The organism is Peribacillus kribbensis DSM 17871, assembly GCF_000430765.1.
GTDB classification, from domain to species: domain Bacteria; phylum Bacillota; class Bacilli; order Bacillales; family DSM-1321; genus Paraperibacillus; species Paraperibacillus kribbensis.
In genome coordinates, this window is record NZ_KE387244.1 from 90,706 (window position 1) to 110,244 (window position 19,539).

The 19,539-nt window shown below is 44.8% G+C and carries 17 protein-coding genes and 1 pseudogene; 10 read left to right on the plus strand and 8 right to left on the minus strand.

Annotated elements, in window-relative coordinates; genetic code table 11:
* The first annotated feature begins 22 nt into the window (after positions 1–22).
* Both H539_RS30425 and H539_RS0125600 read left to right on the plus strand, forming a co-directional pair.
* On the plus strand, positions 23–1,540 hold the full coding sequence (locus H539_RS30425) for a methyl-accepting chemotaxis protein (RefSeq protein ID WP_155890276.1): 1,518 nt from the start codon (positions 23–25) through the stop codon (positions 1,538–1,540).
* Positions 1,541–1,677: 137 nt separating this feature from the next.
* Positions 1,678–2,940: an MFS transporter gene (locus H539_RS0125600; RefSeq protein ID WP_026695888.1), complete on the plus strand. Its 1,263-nt coding sequence runs from the start codon at positions 1,678–1,680 to the stop codon at positions 2,938–2,940.
* 193 nt (positions 2,941–3,133) lie between these two features.
* Here the strand turns inward: H539_RS0125600 and H539_RS0125605 are convergent, their stop codons facing one another.
* The 6 genes from H539_RS0125605 to H539_RS0125635 all read right to left on the minus strand — a co-directional run bounded on the left by H539_RS0125605 (position 3,134) and on the right by H539_RS0125635 (position 9,271).
* Positions 3,134–3,331, minus strand: a complete 198-nt coding sequence (locus tag H539_RS0125605) for a hypothetical protein (RefSeq protein WP_026695889.1) — start codon at positions 3,329–3,331, stop codon at positions 3,134–3,136.
* A gap of 98 nt (positions 3,332–3,429) precedes the next feature.
* Positions 3,430–4,806, minus strand: coding sequence for an NAD-dependent malic enzyme (locus H539_RS0125610; RefSeq protein WP_425414771.1), 1,377 nt, complete (start codon positions 4,804–4,806; stop codon positions 3,430–3,432).
* 85 nt (positions 4,807–4,891) lie between these two features.
* On the minus strand, positions 4,892–6,502 hold the full coding sequence (dcuS, locus tag H539_RS0125615; protein WP_026695891.1) for a DcuS/MalK family sensor histidine kinase: 1,611 nt from the start codon (positions 6,500–6,502) through the stop codon (positions 4,892–4,894).
* 25 nt (positions 6,503–6,527) lie between these two features.
* Positions 6,528–7,202 (minus strand): response regulator, encoded by a 675-nt coding sequence (locus tag H539_RS0125620; protein WP_026695892.1) that lies wholly within the window; start codon positions 7,200–7,202, stop codon positions 6,528–6,530.
* An 85-nt stretch (positions 7,203–7,287) separates the two neighbouring features.
* On the minus strand, positions 7,288–8,562 hold the full coding sequence (dctA, locus tag H539_RS0125625; protein WP_026695893.1) for a C4-dicarboxylate transporter DctA: 1,275 nt from the start codon (positions 8,560–8,562) through the stop codon (positions 7,288–7,290).
* 313 nt (positions 8,563–8,875) lie between these two features.
* Entirely contained in the window at positions 8,876–9,271 is a 396-nt protein-coding gene (locus H539_RS0125635) for a hypothetical protein (protein ID WP_026695895.1), read from the minus strand.
* A 366-nt stretch (positions 9,272–9,637) separates the two neighbouring features.
* On the opposite strand from H539_RS0125635, the gene H539_RS0125645 reads away from it, so the two are divergent.
* From H539_RS0125645 to H539_RS0125660, 4 genes are all read left to right on the plus strand, one after another.
* The gene (locus tag H539_RS0125645; RefSeq protein WP_026695896.1) at positions 9,638–10,627 is read left to right on the plus strand and encodes a DUF3231 family protein; all 990 of its coding nucleotides are present in this window, start codon (positions 9,638–9,640) and stop codon (positions 10,625–10,627) included.
* Between the two features lie 333 nt (positions 10,628–10,960).
* Positions 10,961–11,521 (plus strand): bifunctional transcriptional activator/DNA repair enzyme AdaA, encoded by a 561-nt coding sequence (locus H539_RS0125650; RefSeq protein ID WP_026695897.1) that lies wholly within the window; start codon positions 10,961–10,963, stop codon positions 11,519–11,521.
* Complete coding sequence (locus H539_RS0125655; protein WP_026695898.1) at positions 11,518–12,423, plus strand: DNA-3-methyladenine glycosylase family protein; 906 nt, start codon at positions 11,518–11,520, stop codon at positions 12,421–12,423. Before H539_RS0125650 ends, H539_RS0125655 begins: the two co-directional genes overlap by 4 nt.
* Positions 12,420–12,908 (plus strand): methylated-DNA--[protein]-cysteine S-methyltransferase, encoded by a 489-nt coding sequence (locus H539_RS0125660; protein WP_026695899.1) that lies wholly within the window; start codon positions 12,420–12,422, stop codon positions 12,906–12,908. The genes H539_RS0125655 and H539_RS0125660 overlap by 4 nt, the downstream gene beginning before the upstream one ends.
* 29 nt (positions 12,909–12,937) lie before the next feature.
* On the opposite strand, the pseudogene H539_RS33320 reads toward H539_RS0125660, so the two are convergent.
* Positions 12,938–13,300, minus strand: a pseudogene (locus H539_RS33320) (bacitracin ABC transporter permease); the annotation flags it as partial.
* Between the two features lie 204 nt (positions 13,301–13,504).
* Here H539_RS33320 and htpG point away from each other — a divergent pair.
* The 4 genes from htpG to H539_RS29795 all read left to right on the plus strand — a co-directional run bounded on the left by htpG (position 13,505) and on the right by H539_RS29795 (position 17,830).
* Positions 13,505–15,379 (plus strand): molecular chaperone HtpG, encoded by a 1,875-nt coding sequence (gene htpG / locus H539_RS0125670; protein ID WP_026695901.1) that lies wholly within the window; start codon positions 13,505–13,507, stop codon positions 15,377–15,379.
* A 189-nt stretch (positions 15,380–15,568) separates the two neighbouring features.
* Positions 15,569–16,417, plus strand: coding sequence for a KPN_02809 family neutral zinc metallopeptidase (gene ypfJ, locus H539_RS0125680; protein ID WP_026695902.1), 849 nt, complete (start codon positions 15,569–15,571; stop codon positions 16,415–16,417).
* A 257-nt stretch (positions 16,418–16,674) separates the two neighbouring features.
* Positions 16,675–16,911 carry a hypothetical protein gene (locus H539_RS0125685; protein WP_155890278.1) on the plus strand — a complete coding sequence of 79 codons (237 nt, stop codon included), beginning with the start codon at positions 16,675–16,677 and terminating at the stop codon, positions 16,909–16,911.
* Between the two features lie 4 nt (positions 16,912–16,915).
* Complete coding sequence (locus H539_RS29795; RefSeq protein WP_051348813.1) at positions 16,916–17,830, plus strand: aminoglycoside phosphotransferase family protein; 915 nt, start codon at positions 16,916–16,918, stop codon at positions 17,828–17,830.
* A gap of 50 nt (positions 17,831–17,880) precedes the next feature.
* Here the strand turns inward: H539_RS29795 and H539_RS0125695 are convergent, their stop codons facing one another.
* Positions 17,881–19,539, minus strand: a complete 1,659-nt coding sequence (locus tag H539_RS0125695; RefSeq protein WP_026695904.1) for a M20/M25/M40 family metallo-hydrolase — start codon at positions 19,537–19,539, stop codon at positions 17,881–17,883.

Here is a 19,539-nt window from a genome sequence, read left to right on the forward strand (position 1 = left end):
GACCATCAGAAAGGTGTTTCAAATGGACTTAAATAAAAATCGCTTGATGATTTATCTCTCAACCTGTGCAGTCTTCAGCTCCATCATTGTTTATTTTCTTGATCAGGGCAGCCTTATGGTTACCGTTAAAGGGCATGAGGGAATGTTTCATGTGAAACATTTTATTCTCTTTAGTGCCCTGGCCATTCCAGTCGTTCTATTGATTCTCTCCGTCATTCTTTATAAACTTGGACACTATCAGCTTTTAATTCCGTACCTAGTTACCTTCACCCTGGCTTTTACAAGTATTAGCACGGTTATTAGCGGGCAGGGGATGGTAGAATACCATTTTTCTATCTTTATGGTTGTCGCCATGATCGCCTATTATGAAAAGGTTATGCTGATTTTTATTATGACAGGAATTTTTGCATTGGAGCATTTAGTGGGCTTTGTTATTCCATCCTTTACTCCCATTATTTTTGGGGCATCCAGTTATACATTATCCATGCTGTTGATTCATGTAGTATATCTAGTATTTACTTCTGGTGCGACAACATGGCAGATCTTAGCGAAAAAAAGATATACAGAAGTCTTGAAAAAGGAAAATGAAGAAAATCAACTCACCATTGAAAAAATGATGGATCAGCTATCCTATACAAGTCAGGATGTTTTCGACACTGTGAAAAACTTAAAGATGAACTCGGCAGAAACTCAGCAGGAGATTCATCAGATTACCTCATCCATTCAGGAGATGGCTTCGGGGGCAGACTCGCAGCTCACCATGGCTTATGACAGTGAAGCTTTGATGAAGAATATGGCTGAAGGGGTACAGCAGATTGCCAAAAGCTCCTCTGTAATAGTAGAGGCGTCTGGTCAGACCTTTGATAGAACAAGTGAAGGGAAGGAGGCCCTTCAAAGTACGGCAATTCAGATTAGCACGATTTTTGATGCTTTCAAAAGCTTATCCAGCATTATTATGAATTTAGGAAAGCGATCACAGGAGATTAATGAAATCATACAGGTTATTTCCGACATATCAAACCAAACGGATTTATTGGCCTTGAATGCCGCGATTGAAGCTGCAAGGGCAGGGGAATATGGCAGGGGCTTTTCAGTGGTGGCAGATGAAGTCAGGAAACTCGCAGTAAAATCGAATCAATCGGTAGAAAGAGTGGCTGGGATAATTAGAGAGATTCAGACTGAAACCAATCTGGCCCTGTCAGACATGAAAACAGGAGAAAAAGAAGTAGAAAAGGGAATTGTGCTTATCAGCCAGACAGAACATGTTTTTGAAAGGATTCAGGAATCTACAAACAAAGTATATGAGCAGATCAAAGAAGCAGCTGCAGTATCCGATAACCTTGCATTAGACTCTGGCCTGGTAGTTTTGTCCATGCAGAAGATGACCGAGGTGGCTAGGATATCCGCTGAAAGCAGTGAAAGTATCTCCCGGGCCTCTGAAAAACAAATGGAGTCTATAGAGGGTATTGATCGTATTTCAGCTGATCTAAGCGGATTAGCGGCTTCGCTGAACTCCTTGACCAGCGCTCTTAGAACATAATACTTGATGGAATGGACTGAACGTTTTCTGTTGGCAGCAGGCGTTCAGTTTTTTTATGACTGGAGGGCTTTAACCCCCATCAAAATGGAAATAAGGAGTATAATAACAGAATCACATGACAACAGGAGTAGAGAGAAGTGGACAAACAAAATAGCAAATACAGATGGATTGTTTTTATCTCGGTATTACTTGCGTATTTATTGATTGTCAGCCAGAGAACGGCACCGGGATTAATTTCTGATCAACTAATGAAGGACTTTAGCGTTTCAGCATCTGTTATAGGACTTCTGACAAGCATTCAGTTTTTAGCCTATTCGAGTCTTCAGGTACCGATTGGAATCCTGTCAGACCGTTTTGGCCCAAATTTTTTTCTAATTACCGGAACCTTACTTAACGGCTTAGGGACGGTTATGTACAGTCTTGCTGGAAATGAATACATCCTGCTGCTGGCAAGGCTGCTGGTAGGCATAGGAGATGCAACCATCTGGGTAAATCTAGTGTTGATACTAAGCCAATGGTTTAAAGTGAAGGAATTTGTCAGCCTGCTTGGTATGGCAGGCATGACGGGGAGCCTGGGGTTCCTGCTGGCAACGGTCCCTTTTTCAGCATGGATTGCCTTTTCAGGCTGGAGGCTGCCGTTTTTATCAGTCGGAGTCCTTTTATGCCTTTGTGCGGTTCTCTTATATTTTGTACTGGTTTATAAGCCCGGAAAATGGGAGAAAGCAAAGCCAAAGGCGCCTTCTAAAGCTGCCAGGGAAAAGACCTCCGTCATTCTAAAACGTATTTTTACCAGCCGGCAGGCATGGGCGGCTTTTTTCTGCCATTTTGGAGCTGTAGGCACGTATGTAGGTTTCATAGGTTCCTGGGCGGTCCCGTATGGAATGCATGTATATGAAATGTCTCGTTCAGGTGCGAGCCAGCTGATTATGCTCGGACTGTTCGGTGCCATAGTTGGAGCGCCGTTAACAAGCTGGATCTCAAGCAGGATGGATTCATTGAAGAAGCCTTACGTTACCGTTCATATCTTGATTTTCTTAAGCTGGACAGCCTTTTTCCTCTGGAATGGGAAGCCGCCGTTTTTCATGATGGTCATCCTATTCTTGATCATTGGTTATGGAAATGGAGCAAGCGCCCTGACGTTTGCGGTCGTCCGTAAATCATTTGACATTAAAGAGGTCGGAGTTGTTTCCGGATTTGCGAATACAGGCGGGTTTTTAAGTGCAGTCCTGCTGCCGGCCATTTTCGGCAAGGTCCTGGATCATTTTCATTCAGCTCCGAGCAGTACCGGATATCATTATGGGTTCATCATTTCATTAAGCTTTGCCCTTCTCGGGCTGATAGGGGGAATCCTTATCAAGGAGAAGCGGAAGGAACGAGAGAAGACGGGTGTGCCTGCTTGATAAAGTAGTTGTAAAATGGGGCTGCCTGAGTTCCGTTCCAGGCGCTTCACTTAGGGCAGGTTTTAATCAGCTGCCATAGGTCATGAAGCTTTCAGGGCTCAAAGACAATCACAGCTCAATTTTTGTTGGAAAGGCTGCAGGCATTGCAAAGTAGTATAGAATTGAAAAAAAAGGAGCTGGCAGCAGCTCCTTTTTATTGTAAAAAGTTATTGGGATTTTGTTTGCTGCGGTCAATGGAGTGTTCTGTATAGACCTGCTGAGAATTAGAGGCATTCTTGATTCCTTCGTTTGGATTAAAGGGGCGGTTTCTTTTCTTGGAAATATAAGATGCGATAACGGTAAAAAGAATAGCACCTGCTATCATACAAAGAATAACCAATCTCAAAAACATGACATCACTCCTTTATTCTATTTTACCATTTATTTCAAAATATTTTGTTTTTCAAGCAAAATAAAAAGGGCCCGGTATGGGACCCTCTTCATTTCATCTTAGCGCTGTTCTTTACGGGCCACGCCTGTTTTGTGGGCTGCCTCTACGACTGCATTGCGGACAAATTTAACCACTTTGTCGTTAAATACACTCGGGATGATGTAGGATTCGCTTAATTCTTCATCGGATACAACAGAAGCGATGGCTTTTGCTGCTGCGACCTTCATCTCTTCATTGATCTCGCTTGCACGGCAGTCAAGTGCGCCGCGGAAGATACCAGGGAAGCAGAGAACATTGTTAATCTGGTTCGGATAATCTGATCTTCCGGTAGCCATGACCCTTACATATCCTTCTGCTTCTTCAGGATCAATTTCAGGATGCGGATTGGCCATGGCAAACACGATCGGATCCTTCGCCATAGTCTTGATATCCTCGACTGTCAGGATTCCCGGAGCAGAGACCCCGATAAATACATCGGCCCCTTGAATGACCTCGGATAAGGATCCTTTTAGGTTTTCTGGATTGGTCATTTCGGCATAAGCATTCCAATGGTGATTATCATATGCTATATCGCGGTGGATGGCACCTTCTCTGTCGACTCCGATGATGTTCCTGACTCCAGCAGAGAGAAGGATCTTTGTGCAGGCAATGCCGGCTGCTCCAATGCCTGTGAAAACCACTTTAATGTCTTCTATTTTCTTCTCAGTAATGCGCAAAGCATTCAAGAGTCCGGCCAGCATGACAACCGCTGTTCCATGCTGATCATCATGGAATACAGGGATATCAAGCTCTTTCTTCAGGCGTTCTTCAATCTCAAAGCAGCGGGGAGCTGAAATATCTTCAAGGTTGATGCCGCCGAATGCCGGAGCAATGGCTTTAATGGTGCGGATGATTTCTTCAGTATCCTCTGTATCAAGGCAGATAGGGAAGGAGTCCACATTGGCCAGCTGCTTGAACAGCATGGATTTACCTTCCATTACCGGCATTGCGGCCTTTGGACCAATATTCCCGAGGCCGAGCACAGCCGTTCCATCTGATATGACAGCGACGGTGTTTCTTTTAATGGTTAAGGAATAGGCTTTTTCAGGATCTTCCGAAATCGCTGTACAAACATTTGCTACACCAGGGGTATAAACGCGTGCCAAATCTTCCCGGTTCTTGATCCCGGTTTTTAATGCTGTTTCAATTTTTCCGCCAAGATGCATAAGGAACGTACGGTCTGAAATTTGCATGACTTTGACGCCCTTAAGCTTGGAGATGGTTTCCCCGAGCAGCTGGCTGTGCTTCAAGCCATGGACATTGACCGTGATATCCCTGATTGTATGGGTCTTATTCGAAGAAATAACGTCGACTCCGATAATATCGCCGCCTGCGCTAGAGATGCTGCTTGCGATTTCTGCAAATGAAAAAACATCCACATCTAATTGTAAACGCATGATGATATGTGTGCTGGTGCCTGTACCAATAGCCAAAATAACCGCTCCCTTATAATTATGTATTTTTGTATGCTTTCCAAATCATTCATCTTTTTATGATGGGTCTTGCCCTGGGATAGGGGATTGTCAGGATAAAGGTTGTCCCATTGCCTGGTTCGCTTAGGACTTCAGCATGACCCTGAAGCTCATTAAGCGTGCTTTTTACGAGATGCAGCCCGATTCCGCGGTTTATCCCCTTTGTGGAGAATCCCTTTTCAAAGATCCGGTGGATGGTATCCTGATCCATCCCGGGACCATTATCTGTAATCTCAAAATAAAGATGGTGTTCGTCATATTCAATGTGGACCGAGAGCTGCCTGTTTTCTTGTCCTGCCATGGATTCCAGGGCATTATCGATCAGATTGCCGAGAATGGTGACATATTCATGGGAAGCATCAGATGCTTCCTCAGGAAAAACCCCATTCAGCGTAAACGACATGTCAGTTCCCGATTCCCGGGCATAGCTCATTTTTCCGAGGATAAACCCGGCTAGAGCGGGATCCTTGATTTTACCTGAAATATAGCCGGTCTCAGAGTCAAGGCTCGTAGAAACCTGGCTGATGTACTGTGCGAGCTTTTCATATTGGCCAAGCTGTACCAATCCCAGGATGACATGCAGCTTATTCATGAACTCATGGGTTCGTGCCCGCAAAGCTTCCGCATAAAGCTTCACCCCGGTCAGCTCCTCCGCAAGCCTGTGTATCTCTGACCTGGTGCGAAAGGTGGCAATTGCTCCGGCCGCTTCTCCGCCTACAAAGACAGGCAGCTGATTTACAAGGAGGGTAACTCCCGATAAGTGGATTTCTTCATCAATTCTTGGAATTCCCGATTCAAGCACACTTTTTAGCTGCAGCTGGGGAAAATAGTCATCCGCCAGGCAGCCGATGAGATGATCCCTGAAGCCTGCTTCCCCGAACAGCCTCATAGCCTCATTATTGATCAGGGTAATGCGGGCCTCCTGGTCGATGGCAAGAATACCTTCTTTAGTGGATTGCAGCATGGCGCTTCGCTCTTCAAGCAGTTTGCCGATTTCAATTGGCTCGAGACCAAAGGTGCTTTTCTTAATCTTCCTTGCCAGGAAAACGGCTCCCGCTACTCCGGCTCCAATGCCGATCAGGACCGAAACATAAATCGCTTTCTTGCTGGATCGGATGTCCTGATTTACTTTCTCCAGGGATATCCCCACAGCAACGGCCCCGATCTGCCTGCCTTCTTTGGAATAGACCGGAGTGAAGGCACGCAGAGAATATCCAAGTGTCCCCTTTGCTGTAGATACATGCTCCCTGCCATGAAGAACAGGGCCCTCATCGCCTCCGACAAAGCGGCGGCCGATATTCTCCGCATCTGGGTGGGATAATCGGATTCCCTTCATATCCATTACAACAATGAATTCCACATTGGACAATCTGGCCATTTCATTGGTGTAGGAGGGAAGGGTGTTTGAATCACCCGGTCTTTGAAGCGCTTCCACAACAGGAGGGGAATGGGCTGTCACTCTTGCAATATCCATGGCTTTTTCTTGTAAGTTGTGTTTTGCAGTGCTGCCCACTTTTTCACTGATAAGCAGGTCTGTAGCGATAAGGGAAATGGCCACCACACTGCAGACTAATAATATAATCCTTGTTTGAAGCCGTAATCGAAACCTTTTCCGGTGCACAGGATTCTCCTCTTTCGGCAGGGAATTACAGCCTGTACTTATTCATTGGACGGCCGACAGAGCCATATTGCACTTCCATTATAACATCGCCCTTTTTTTCAAGATACTCCAAGTACCTCCGGACAGTAACCCGTGCAAGTCCTGTCCCTGCGGCCGCTTCTTCTGAAGACAGCGGCTCGCTCTGCTGTTCGAGGAACTGCAGGACCTGCTTTAATGTGTGGTCATTAAGCCCTTTAGGCAGGAGGTCATTCTGCTGTGGTGATTCTCTATGAACCTTTGTGATGGCATCAATCTCTGTCTGCTCCAAAAGCTTATTCTCATTCAGCTTGTTAAAGGTAAAGCGGAAATGCTCCATCGCAGCCTGGAACCGTTCATAGGTAAAAGGTTTAATGATATAGTCGGATACTCCGCTGCGGAGAATCTCCTGGATATGCCCGGGCTCCCGGTTCGCCGTCAAAAGAATAACATCCAGAGGGTAATCCTGGCTTCTGATTTTCTTTAATAGGGAAAGCCCATTTGTATCTGGAAGAAAATAATCCAAAAGAACAAGATTAGGAGATTGTTCTTTAATCAACGCCAGCCCTTCATTCCCGCTGTAGGCCTTTCCTGCCAATTTGAATCCATGGAGCTTTGAGAGGAACCCTGCGTTAATTTCCATGACCATTGGATCATCCTCAATAATCAGTACAGTGATGGGCACATCATTTCCTCCTAATCATCTCTTTCTGACATTATAGCATTTGTTATTTTATATCCAAAAGAAAGAGCCACGGAATACGCGGCTGTTAAGAGTTTTGTTCGATGATCGGCGAAGGCCTGCGGACGGATGCTTTTAGGCTTAGGTTATCATCAAACTCATTTTCCATCTTGGAAACTACGACGGTGGCAACACCGTTTCCAATAAGGTTCGTCAGCGCACGGGCAGTGGACATAAATCGGTCAACCCCCAATAGAAGGGCAATTCCTTCCACTGGAACACTAGGGAAGGCAGCAAGCGTTGCCGCAAGTGTCACAAATCCTGAGCCTGTGACTCCAGCAGCTCCTTTTGATGTCAGCATCAACACACCCAGAAGCGTTACTTCCTGACCAACACTCAAGTCGACTCCAAAAGCCTGGGCAATGAAGAGTGCTGCCATGGAAAGGTAAATGGAGGTTCCGTCAAGATTGAATGAATATCCGGTCGGAATAACCAGACCGACCACAGATTTGGAGCAGCCGTATTGTTCGAGTTTCTCTACCATCCTTGGAAGAGCCGATTCGGAAGAGGAAGTGCCAAGTACCAGGAGGATTTCCTCTTTGATATAAGCAATGAATTGAAAAATATTAAACTTGTAAAATTTCGCAATCCCGCCAAGTATAACGGCAATGAATACAGCCATGGCCAACACCGTTAGACCGAATAACTTTCCGAGTGATACAAGAGATCCAATCCCAAATTCACCAATGGTATAAGCGATGGCTCCAAAAGCCGCCACCGGCGAGTAATACATGATGATATTTACGATTCTAAAGAAAATCTCACTCAATTTTTCAAAGAAACCGATAACCGACTTTCCTCTATCTCCAAGGCCGGATAGGGCGATACCGAATAGAACGGCTAAAAAGAGAATAGGGAGCAGCTCTCCGCCGGCTAAAGCACCAAGGAAGTTATCCGGGATGATGCCCATGATAAAGTCCATGAATCCATGATGTCCTTCGGCAGCCTGTTTGGTAAATTGAGTTACATCACCCTTTGCACTGTGAGCATTCACTCCTGCTCCAGGCTTGAACACAGTGGCGAAAAGGATGCCAATCGCAAGAGCAAATGTAGAAACGATTTCAAAATAAAGAACAGCTTTTCCGCCGATCCTGCCGACCTTCTTCAAGTCGCCCATGCCCGCAATCCCAACCGTGATGGTGAGGAAGATGATCGGAGCTATGACCATTTTGATCATTTTAACAAAAATATCAGAAAGGATCTTAAGCTGGGAGCCGGCGGACGGAAATGAAGCACCAAAAATAATCCCGATAATTATCGCAATGACAACCCATGTCGTCAGGCTCTTAAAATTAATTTTCATAAGTATTCCTCCTTTTAATAATTGTAAGCACTTTCAATCTGAGATTAAGGGCAAGTATACAAGCCTCAGAATAGTCTGACAATATTTCGGTTATATCGTTCTTTTTGGTTATTTTGGTCTTGAGAAAAACAGGAAAGAAAGCAGCAAAAAAGGATACCGCTGTTCCGGTATCCTTGTGGATAAAATCATCCTTACCATAAAACAAAAGGAGCCGTGCATCCCTTCGGCTTCTTAATTTTCGCTGTTCCAACCTAAATGGACAATTTAGAGAACTGGTGCTGCTTCCTTCTGTTTTGGAAAGCGCCAGGCGTAGTCAAATTCCAGAACGATTTCTCCTTGAATGGAAATAAAGCCGACCAGGCCATATTCGAGAGTCAGGAATTGGTTTTTTTTCAATGGCCGTCCCGGTTATTTCTTTATTCATAACCGTGTCTTTGATAAGTAAGGATTCTTCTTCTATGCGTACCTCATAAGAATCGACTCCGTCACTGTATCTTCCATCAAATTCTGTCCTATCTGCAGGAATGGCTGAATAGGTCTGAACAAACTCAGGACAAGCCTTGCTGTTAACGACAATGCACTTTTCTGCTTCCTCTGCAGCAGGGGTTGGAAATCCTATAGTAAAAGTGGTATTTCCTTTTTCATCTTTTGCTGTATAAGTATCTCCATGAAGAGGCTGTAAATCAAACTGGCTGTCTCGATGGATCATGGATAGAATCCCTCCATCCCTCACAAGATGGATGAATCCATAATAGCTGTGTAAATAGGTACCTTCATAAGATGTTAAATCCCTTAACGGCAACTGCCGCACCGGGTATACCGCTTGTTTCCATTGCGTTTTGAACAATACGATGAACCGTTTCGATTGATGCTGACATAAAATAGACCCCTTTATACATACTTAACTTTTATATATTCCATGAATCAGCGATATTTTCCTGCCATCTAATGGGGGTGGGAGAGGAAAATATACGGCACATGAATGATTTTGAAAATAAAGCTCAAGCTAAATAAAAAAGCGGAAGCAGTACATTTATTTACTGCTATGCGAAACTTTTAGCTGGAGGAAGGAACTATGCCCGAATCACCTCAAATTACCTCATCTGAGATCGGCACACTGTGGATGACTTATCAGCAGAAAACCATGATTCTAAGGATGATGGAATACTTTATCAGTAAAGCGGATGACGAGGAAGCCAAGAAAATTATGACGGATCTTTCCTCCGCCATCCATCCATATGTTCAAAAGATCGAGGACATCTTTAAACAGGAAGGGGTGCCTTTGCCGGTAGGATTTGTTTCGGATGATGTACATACCAATGCACCAAAGCTGTATGACAATGGCTTTGATATTATGTTTGTACGGATGATTAAAGCAATCAGCATGGCCATGCATACCTTGAACTTAACCATGTCTTACAGGAAAGACATCATGCAATTTTTTATAGATCTTACGTCGATTACGCAAAAGTACTATATAATTTGTACAAGTTACCTCCTTCGCAAGGGGCTTATTCCAAGGTCTCCCTATGTTTCGGTGGAGAAATCCGTGGAGTTTGCACAGGATTCGAATTACCTGGGAGGTTTTAATCCTTTGAGCGGCAAGAGGTCCTTGAGCACAGTTGAAGTGGCCCACCTCTATCATGCGGTAGAATCAAATGTGGCTGGGATGCAGCTGATTTATGGATTTGCACAATGCTCAAAGCATGAAGATGTCCAAAAGTATTTCATAAAAGGCGGGGAGCTTGCTAAAAGCCTTATTAAAGAAATGAGCGAGGTCTTCCTGAAAAATGATATTCAGGTACCTTCTACGGCAGGAGGCAACCTGACAAATTCAAAAATCGCTCCATTTTCAGAAAAAATCATGCTTTATTGTGTCAGCCTCTTCTGCAGCTTCTCCCTTGGAGGCAACTCGGTCGGAACATCCTTCAGCCTTCGGAATGACCTTCCAGCTAAACTAGGGATCTTTATGAAGGACATATTTGAATATGCCCACGAGGGTGCAAAAATCATGATCAAGCATGGCTTGCTGGAGGAGCCTCCACAGACGGTGAAAAGGGATTAAGGATATGTGCTTTATACCAAAAATGAATGGGCCTCTCCAGAAAATCGAGTAAACCGATTTGTGTGACATAAGTGTCTTATCCTATATGAGCTGTTTACCCGGAATTTTCCCTTCTACATTACTAGACTGGGTTGGTATAACAGCTCCTCCAATCAATAAAAACAAGGTGGAGAATATTTATTGTTATTCTTCATCTTTTTCTTTTCGGGACTCATTGGACAGTCCCTTTTTTGTTTGGGCAGACCATAACCGCAAGATTATGGACGCCATGAAGAAACACTTCTTGTTAAAATAGAGTCAGATTACTGAACTTTGACAAGAAAGGAGAACGTTATGTCAGAGATAAATCTTTCATTTGAAGAGAAGTGGCAAAAGATTCTTGCTTGCGATGAGATGTACGACGGGCTTTTTTATACAGCAGTAAAAACAACCAGGATCTACTGCCGTCCAAGCTGCAAATCCAGGAAACCAAAGAAAGTCAATGTAGAGTTTTATAATGAGATAAAGGAAGCAGAGGCAGCGGGCTACCGGCCTTGTAAAAGGTGCCAGCCGGAGCTCGAGCTATCTCCCCAGGATGAAATGGTCCGGAAGGCCATTTCTTATATGGCAGGGCATTACCAGAAGAGGATCACATTACAGGATATCGCGGAGCATACAGGAATGAGCACCTATTATTTTGAGCGGCTGTTCAAACAGAAAACGCTGGAAACTCCTCGTTCCTATCTAGAAAGGTTCAGGATCGATAAGGCAAAAGGACTTTTGAGAAGCACGGAAAAAAGCAATCTTGAAATCTGTTATGAAGCAGGCTTTCAAAGTCCATCCAATTTTTATAAAGTGTTCCGCCGTTTTAATGATTGTTCTCCAACCCAATTCCGGAGCGTAAAAACGGAATGATTGGCGGGCGCGATTTTGGGGCATACGTGGAAATTGATCCGCCAAACGAGTTTAATGCAGAGGAATGCCTGGTCTTTCTCCGGCGTTCAGATCTGGAATCCACTCATCACGTAATAGGCAGCGAAATTTATAAAGGGATAAAGCTTTCGGGCGAGAAGCTTGCGCTTAAAATTCGATTAGAAGACAACCGGATCAGAATCGGCTTTTTGCCTGATCCTCCTTCTGCTGAATGGAGAAGAAAGGCCGCTCTCTTCGTCCGGGAATGGCTTGACTTGGACCGGGATTTATCTGTCTTTTATGAAGCAGCCTCAAAGGATTCATTACTGGAGCGGATCGTTCCAAGGTATTATGGTCTAAGACTCATCGGGATCCCAGACTTGTTCGAGGCATTAACATGGGCTGTGATCGGCCAGCAGATCAATCTCAAATTTGCATATACACTGAAAAAACGCTTTGTAGAGTTCTTTGGTGAATCTATAGAAACAGAAGAAGGAAGTTTCCGGCTGTTTCCGGAGCCCGGAAGGATTGAAGCTTTACAGCCAGAGGAGTTAAGGCCGCTGCAGTTTACCTGGCGGAAGGCTGAATACGTGATAGGAATCGCCAAAGCTGTCGTGGAGAGAAAAATAAGCAAGCACGGCTTACAGGCACTTCCTCAAGAGAAGGCAAGAGCACAATTGCTGGAGCTTAAGGGAGTAGGAGCCTGGACAGCCGATTACACAGCGATGAAATGCCTGAGGGATACAACGGCATTTCCAGCAGCAGATGCCGGTCTGCATCAGGCCTTAAAAAGGGAGCTTGAGATGGACCGCAAACCAAAACCGGAGGAATTGCAGCAGCTGCAGCAGGAATGGGCTCCGTTTCAGGCTTATGCAGTATTTTATTTATGGAGGTCACTGTTATGAATGATGTATTTAAGGCATATTACCATTCTCCAATAGGAATTCTTGAAATTATAGGAACGAGCTCGGCCATCCATTCCATTTTATTTACGGAACGTGAAGTGGCAGAGCAAGGCCTGAACGAAGGCCAGCCTGACGTAATGAAGGAGTGCCATGTTCAGCTTCATGAATATTTTATGGGAATCCGCCATGAATTTTCATTTCCCTATGTGCTGGAAGGCACTCCCTTCCAGCAGTCTGTCTGGAAAGCACTAAACCGCGTGAAGTTTGCTCAAACCTCCACATATAAGGAGTTGGCAGCAGCCATTGATAACGGTAAAGCAATCAGGGCGGTGGGGACGGCCAATGGACGAAATAGGCTCAGCATCGTGATTCCCTGCCACCGGATTATCGGATCCAACGGCCAGTTAACAGGATATGCCGGAGGACTTTGGCGGAAAAAGTGGCTGCTTCAGCATGAGCAGGCAAATAAATTAGAAAGAGAGTAGTCTTAGCAGGTATGCGATTAAGCCAATTCCCCGAAGAAGAGCCATCCGGATTTGACTGCGAAATAACTGTGGAGCAGCCCGATCAATAAGGGGATGCCAAATGTATAGGCTTCTTTTATCCAGATGCCTCCCAGAAGGCCGCTCCATGTAAAGCCAAGCTTGCGGAGAATGGTGTAGCTTGGTTTTTCCTCCTCGCTTTCATCCATCTGCTTGAAGTAGAGGATGCACCCTGATGTGACCAGGAAGGTCAGACCCAGAAATCCCATAACCATAGTGAGCCCCATAACATGTTTTTGACGGCTTACCTCATCCAGCCGCGAAGCGCTGTATGAGTCAAAATGTATGGTTTGGAAGACTGTATTGGCTTTCTTCAGTTTTTCTTCATCCCTTAATGGTGATTCCTATATAAGTGGAGCTCCTATTTTTATCGCATGTGAGGGAAAGAAAGGTTGTGGACAGACTTTGCCTTTTCAGAGGCCGTTTGGTAAATATTATATTGACAGGGAATTCCCAGTATGATATTTAATTATTGATTAGCACTCTTTTGGAGCGAGTGCTAAAACGTAGACTCAATACATATGAGAGGAGAAATAGACATGGAAAAGACTCAATTTAAAGCTGAATCCAAACGTTTATTGGAAATGATGATTAATTCTATTTACTCCCAGCGAGAGATTTTTTTGCGTGAGCTGATCTCAAACAGCAGTGACGCCATCGATAAGCTGTATTATAAAGCTCTAACCGATGAATCCCTGAATTTTGATAAAGACAGCTACTACATAAAGGTGGAAGCAGACAAAGAAAACAGGATCCTTAAAATTACGGATACTGGGATCGGCATGACAAAGGAAGAGCTCGAGAGTAACCTGGGAACCATCGCGAAAAGCGGATCTCTTGCCTTTAAAAAGGAAAACGAAACAAGCGATGGCCATGAAATCATCGGCCAGTTCGGTGTTGGTTTCTATTCTGCCTTTATGGTCGCTGATTCGGTAATGGTGATTTCAAAAGCCCTTGGAAGCGATACAGCTTATAAGTGGGAATCCACAGGTGCTGAGGGGTATACGATTGTTCCTGCTGAAAAGGACGCAGCCGGTACAGAAATCTTCCTGCACATCAAGGAGAACACAGAAGAAGATCAATATGATGAATATTTGGAGGAGTACCGTCTCCAATCCATTATTAAGAAATATTCGGATTTCATCCGCTATCCTATCAAAATGGCTGTCACAGAAAGAAAGCTGAAGGAAGGCGCCGAAAACGAATATGAGGAACATGTGGAGGAAAAAGTCATTAACAGCATGGTCCCGATCTGGAGAAAGAATAAGAGCGAGTTGACCGATGAGGATTACAATCAATTCTATTCAGAGAAGCACTATGGCTTTGATCAGCCTCTAAAGCATATCCATATCTCAGTTGACGGTGCGATCCGCTACAACGCGATCTTGTTTATTCCTGAAAATATTCCTTTTGATTATTACAGTGCGGAATATGAGAAAGGACTCGAGCTGTATTCCAATGGTGTTTTAATCATGAATAAATGTGCGGATCTACTTCCTGACTATTTCAGCTTTGTTAAAGGGATGGTCGATTCCGATGATTTATCCTTGAATATTTCGCGGGAAATGCTGCAGCATGACCGCCAGTTAAAGCTGATCGCCAAAAACATCAGCAAAAAGATTAAGAGCGAGCTTCAAAGCTTATTGAAAAATGATAGAGAGAGCTATGAGAAGTTCTATAAAGCCTTCGGCAGACAGCTGAAATACGGCGTATACAGTGACTATGGAGCAAATAAAGAATCGCTTCAGGACTTATTGCTGTTTTATTCTTCAAAAGAAGAAAAGTTGGTTTCACTCGACGAATATACAGCCAGAATGCCTGAAGATCAGAAATATATTTACTACGCTTCTGGTGAATCGTATGAACGAATCGGCAAGCTGCCGCAGACCGAGATGGTTTCCGAAAAAGGATATGAAATCTTATACTTCACCGAAGACATTGATGAGTTTGCCATCAATATGCTGATGACCTATAAGGACAAGGAATTTAAATCCGTATCAAGCGGTGACCTGGGCTTTGAGGAAGAGGCGCAGAACACAGCCGAAGAAGAAAAAGAAAACAAAGAGCTGTTTGATTACATGAAAAATGCCTTATCCGGACGGGTAAAGGATGTCAGAGTGTCCAAACGCCTAAAATCACACCCTGTATGTCTTTCAACGGACGGACAGGTGACGATTGAGATGGAAAAGATCTTAAAGGCCATGCCGAACAGCCAGGGAGTCCAGGCGGAAAAAATCCTGGAAATCAACACGAACCATGAAGTGTTTCAATCACTGAAGAATGCGTTTGAAACCGACAAAGAAAAAGTCAGCTTGTACACAAATCTCTTATTCAATCAGGCGCTGTTAATTGAAGGCCTGCCAATCAGCGACCCGGTTGAATTTACAAATGATATCTGTAAGGTAATGATCTGACCGCAGGCTATTGCCGCATAAACAGCATGGAGCTTGTTCCATGCTGTTTTATTTTTTGAAAATCCTTGCTTTAAAGAAGGATAGAAATGTATCCCAAGTTATAAACATATCTTTTAAACTTGCTAATCCCGGGTATAACACTATCAGCGAAGAAGTAATTAAGTAACTATTATACAGGGAGGAACAAGTATGCAATGGAAGGGAAGAAGAGCAAGTTCCAATGTGGAGGATAGAAGAGGGATGGGGGGCAAAACACTGGTTGGAGGCGGCATTGGAGGAATTATCATTGTCCTTATTGTTACCTTGCTTGGAGGCGATCCAGGCGATCTGCTGAACAGCCTGAATTCCGGAACCTCGGACCAGCAGTCCTCCGCCCCGTATGAAGAAACGGCAAAGGAAAAGGAAATGAAGCAGTTTGTCTCGGTCGTTCTTGCCGATACCGAGGATGTTTGGTCTGATGTATTTAAAGAAAAAGGGATGACCTATGAAAATCCCAAGCTTGTATTATATACAAACAGCGTCCAGTCAGCCTGCGGAACAGCGGGTTCCGCTGTCGGCCCATTTTACTGTCCGGGAGATCACAAGCTCTATATCGATCTAAGTTTCTATGATGAACTTCAGCAAAAATTCCAGGCACCCGGGGATTTTGCCATGGCCTATGTCATTGCACATGAAGTCGGTCACCATGTGCAGACACTGCTGGGAACAATGGACAAGGTGGCTCCGCTCAGGCAGAAGCTAAGCGAGGAAGAATATAATAAATATCAAGTAAGGCTTGAGCTGCAGGCCGACTATCTAGCAGGCGTCTGGGCCAATCATGTGCAGGGGGAGAACCTTCTGGAAAAAGGAGACCTTGAGGAAGCCCTGAACGCAGCAACAGCAGTAGGGGACGATACTCTGCAAAAGAAAGCACAGGGGTACGCAGTTCCGGAAACCTTTACCCACGGAACTTCAGAACAGAGGAAGCGCTGGTTTTATAAAGGATTTGAAAACGGTACGATCGAGGGTGGAGACACGTTCAACGCGAAAAATCTTTAATCGAATGACAGGAAACCGTCCGTTCAGCTGGAACGGACGGCTTTTTGTGTGAGAAGGTATCTAATGGTCGCTTTACAGTTTTTTGAGGCAGTGGGGCTTCAACGGGGTCATAGCAGGTATGAAAGACAGAATAGCAGCCTGGCCAAAAAGAATTGTCCTTCATCAAGGGTATGAAAGACAAAAACAGGAGCCAGTCCGAGGAGAAGTGTCCTTCATCAGGGGTATGAAAGACAAAACAGGGGCCAGTCCGAGGAGAAGTGTCCTTCACCAGCGGTATGAAAGCCAAAACAGGGGCCAGTCCGAGAAGAAGTGTCCTTCATCAGCAGTATGAAAGCCAAAATAGGATCCAGACCAAGGAGAACTGTCCTTCATCACCGATATGGCAGACAAAAAAGCTGCCCAATCAAGAAGATTCGTCCATCACCGATTTTTCTGCCCAGGACCACTCCAGCTTAATGTATGATAAAGAAAAATGGGGATTTTCTGGGGGATGAAATCATGCTTATACCTGATGAATTTAAGAGGAAAATTACGGCCTGCTTTGGCTGTGAAGGGGAATCGTGGCTGGAAAAACTGCCAGGGCGGGTGGAAACACAGCTGGGGGATTGGGAGCTGACTCTGGCAGGGACGGTGCACAACCTCTCTTACAATTATGTAGTCAAAACCAGGGATAAGAAAGGGACAGAAGTGATTGTAAAAATGGGGCTTCCGGGTTTTGATTTTGATAATGAAGCCAGGACTCTTAGAGAATATAACGGAAAGGGATGCGCGAAGCTATTAAAAATGGATTCCGGACGAGGAGCCATGCTTTTGGAGCAGCTTAAACCAGGGCATATGCTGTGTGAAGAAAAAGACGAGGACACAGCTGTCAAAATCTATGCCAAGGTATGGAAGGAGCTGCGCCGTCCTGTACCATCAGGCGGAATTTTCCCAGTTATTTCGGACTGGGAAAAGGGACTGGAGCACTTTAAAAATAGTTCGGCAGGCCAGAAGGGGCTGATTCCGCTTGAATCGATTGAGCTGGCCGCCGCCTGCTTTCGGGAGGTGAATGAGACCTCCGCCGGCCCGGGATTGCTTCATGGCGATCTTCATCACGAAAATATCCTGTTTTCTGAAGACAGAGGGTGGACGGCGATTGATCCAAAAGGATTGTCAGGCGATCCTTACTTTGATGTAACCTCTTTTCTCATAAATCATCTCCACAATAAGGAGAATCCTAAAGAATTATTAAAAAGGAGAGTGGATCTCCTCTGCGGAGAATTGGACCTCGACCGCAATAGATTTCTAAAGGCAGCCATAGCCATGTCGACCTTGTATGCCTGCTGGGGCATAGAGGACAGTGACGGGGAATGGGAGAAGACGTATCAATGTGCTTTATGGTTTCATGAATTTTCAGAAGCACTGAACAGGTAAAAAAAAGTCATACCGCTTCCTGCTGCCAGGAGGGGTATGACTTTTTTTAATTAATATTCTGTGGTCAGCACATGCTGGATCACTCGATTGGTTATATTCGGGACCATTTCAAGGGAATACTGCATTTCCATCCGTTCCAGCCTTTTATGGGCATCCTCGCCATACGGACCGATATTGATGACAGGCACATTTAATTTTCGGATATCCTCATAATTTACAAAATGCTTGGTGCCCCATCCAGGATTATTTTTGGATACTGCATGGACTCCTTCTTCATCATCGCTCAGTGCTGTAAAGCTCATGTCTGAGATATAAGGAAAAAAGCTGCGGGTCACAATCGGATGAGGATAATGCGGCTGAAGATCATTCACGGCTTTTTCCAGCCCTTCTATCAGCGCTTTTTCCTCCGGTTTTCCCCCGGAAAGTTCAATTCTTGGTGAATAAAGGGACGAATAAAAAAGGATGATGGCCGGACTCTTATCCTCCATCCATTTCCAGGCTTCCTCCACCACCCGTGCGGCAAACATCCGCGTATCCAGAGAGGAATCCAGCTTGAGAGTATGTTTAAAATCACTCATATGTGAAGTGAAGGATTCACCCCAGTTAGAAATGAGGCCCTGCTCCATTTCTTCGTAGGTAAGGACTCTGGGCTTCCAGTTATGGCCTGCATAAGGCTCCTTGCTTATTGCGCAATACTGCCGGTGCCTTTCATCATAGGATGACAAGGCATTTTGAAACGCGGTGTGAGCCTGCACCTTCAATTTATCCAGTACATCCTTCGGTGACCAGGAGTGAATAAAGAAGTTGTAGTAAACATAGGCTGAAAGCGCCGTCTGGACCGTATAGGTAGGCTTGAGATCGGTCTGCTTCAGAGATACTGGGGGCACAGTGGTCTCGCCGTATGCCTCATTGCAGAGCTCCGGGTTATAGTTGATCTGCCGGGTCAGCTCAGCGGCAATAAAATTGGGGTCAAGACCTTCAAAGCATGAGCCGACGTGAGTCTCAGAACCTGTTATAAAAAAGGAGGGAAGAAGCTTGCCTACAGTACCCTTATATATATAGCGGTTTTCATCTCCTTCAAATCTTGGGGAAACAAAATCAGCATTGATTGCCGCCACATAGTCGAAGGAATGCTCTTCTTTCCAGGCGTTAAGAATCTTAATTGCAGAAAGCATCCCATTTGAGCCGTCTTCCTCGTCACATTCGGATAAAAAAACAAGATTGCCTTCCAATTCCTCTGGATGCTCGGAATAATATTTTAAGAGGTAAAGATGGCTCGCTACCCCGCTTTTCATATCAAGGACTCCACGGCCAAACATCCAGCCGCCTGACTCCAGTACTTTCGCTGTGCCTTCTGGAAGCTCTTCATTTTTCAGTGCCTCCATCAGCTCATCAGGAGAGCAGGCCACATCCTGTAAGGCATTAAAATCATCCGTGCCCACGGTATCCATATGGCCCATTAATATCACAGTGCGCCGGCTGTTTCCCTTTTTGCCTTTCACATAGGCAAGCACATTATATCTTTCACGGTCTTCTTCATCCGTAGGCGATAAAATCAGCTGAGAAGGGTTGTCAGAAAAATACGGAAAGGTTGATATCAAGGTATAAAGAGAGTGAGCCATGACCTTCTCACCGTCTGTATTTACAATACTTTCAATATTTACAAGCTGTTTCGTAAAAGTAAGGACTTCATCCCTGCAGTGCAGCAT

Coding starts and splice junctions, on each gene's coding strand:
- H539_RS30425 (WP_155890276.1), top strand. CDS start 23: ATGGACTTAAATAAAAATCGCTTGATGATTTATCTCTCAACCTGTGCA.
- H539_RS0125650 (WP_026695897.1), top strand. CDS start 10,961: ATGTCAGAGATAAATCTTTCATTTGAAGAGAAGTGGCAAAAGATTCTT.
- ypfJ (WP_026695902.1), top strand. CDS start 15,569: ATGCAATGGAAGGGAAGAAGAGCAAGTTCCAATGTGGAGGATAGAAGA.
- H539_RS0125605 (WP_026695889.1), bottom strand. CDS start 3,331: ATGTTTTTGAGATTGGTTATTCTTTGTATGATAGCAGGTGCTATTCTT.
- H539_RS0125610 (WP_425414771.1), bottom strand. CDS start 4,806: ATGCGTTTACAATTAGATGTGGATGTTTTTTCATTTGCAGAAATCGCA.
- H539_RS0125635 (WP_026695895.1), bottom strand. CDS start 9,271: ATGATCCATCGAGACAGCCAGTTTGATTTACAGCCTCTTCATGGAGAT.
- H539_RS29795 (WP_051348813.1), top strand. CDS start 16,916: ATGCTTATACCTGATGAATTTAAGAGGAAAATTACGGCCTGCTTTGGC.
- H539_RS0125645 (WP_026695896.1), top strand. CDS start 9,638: ATGCCCGAATCACCTCAAATTACCTCATCTGAGATCGGCACACTGTGG.
- H539_RS0125695 (WP_026695904.1), bottom strand. CDS start 19,539: ATGCTGCACTGCAGGGATGAAGTCCTTACTTTTACGAAACAGCTTGTA.
- H539_RS0125655 (WP_026695898.1), top strand. CDS start 11,518: ATGATTGGCGGGCGCGATTTTGGGGCATACGTGGAAATTGATCCGCCA.
- htpG (WP_026695901.1), top strand. CDS start 13,505: ATGGAAAAGACTCAATTTAAAGCTGAATCCAAACGTTTATTGGAAATG.
- H539_RS0125660 (WP_026695899.1), top strand. CDS start 12,420: ATGAATGATGTATTTAAGGCATATTACCATTCTCCAATAGGAATTCTT.
- dctA (WP_026695893.1), bottom strand. CDS start 8,562: ATGAAAATTAATTTTAAGAGCCTGACGACATGGGTTGTCATTGCGATA.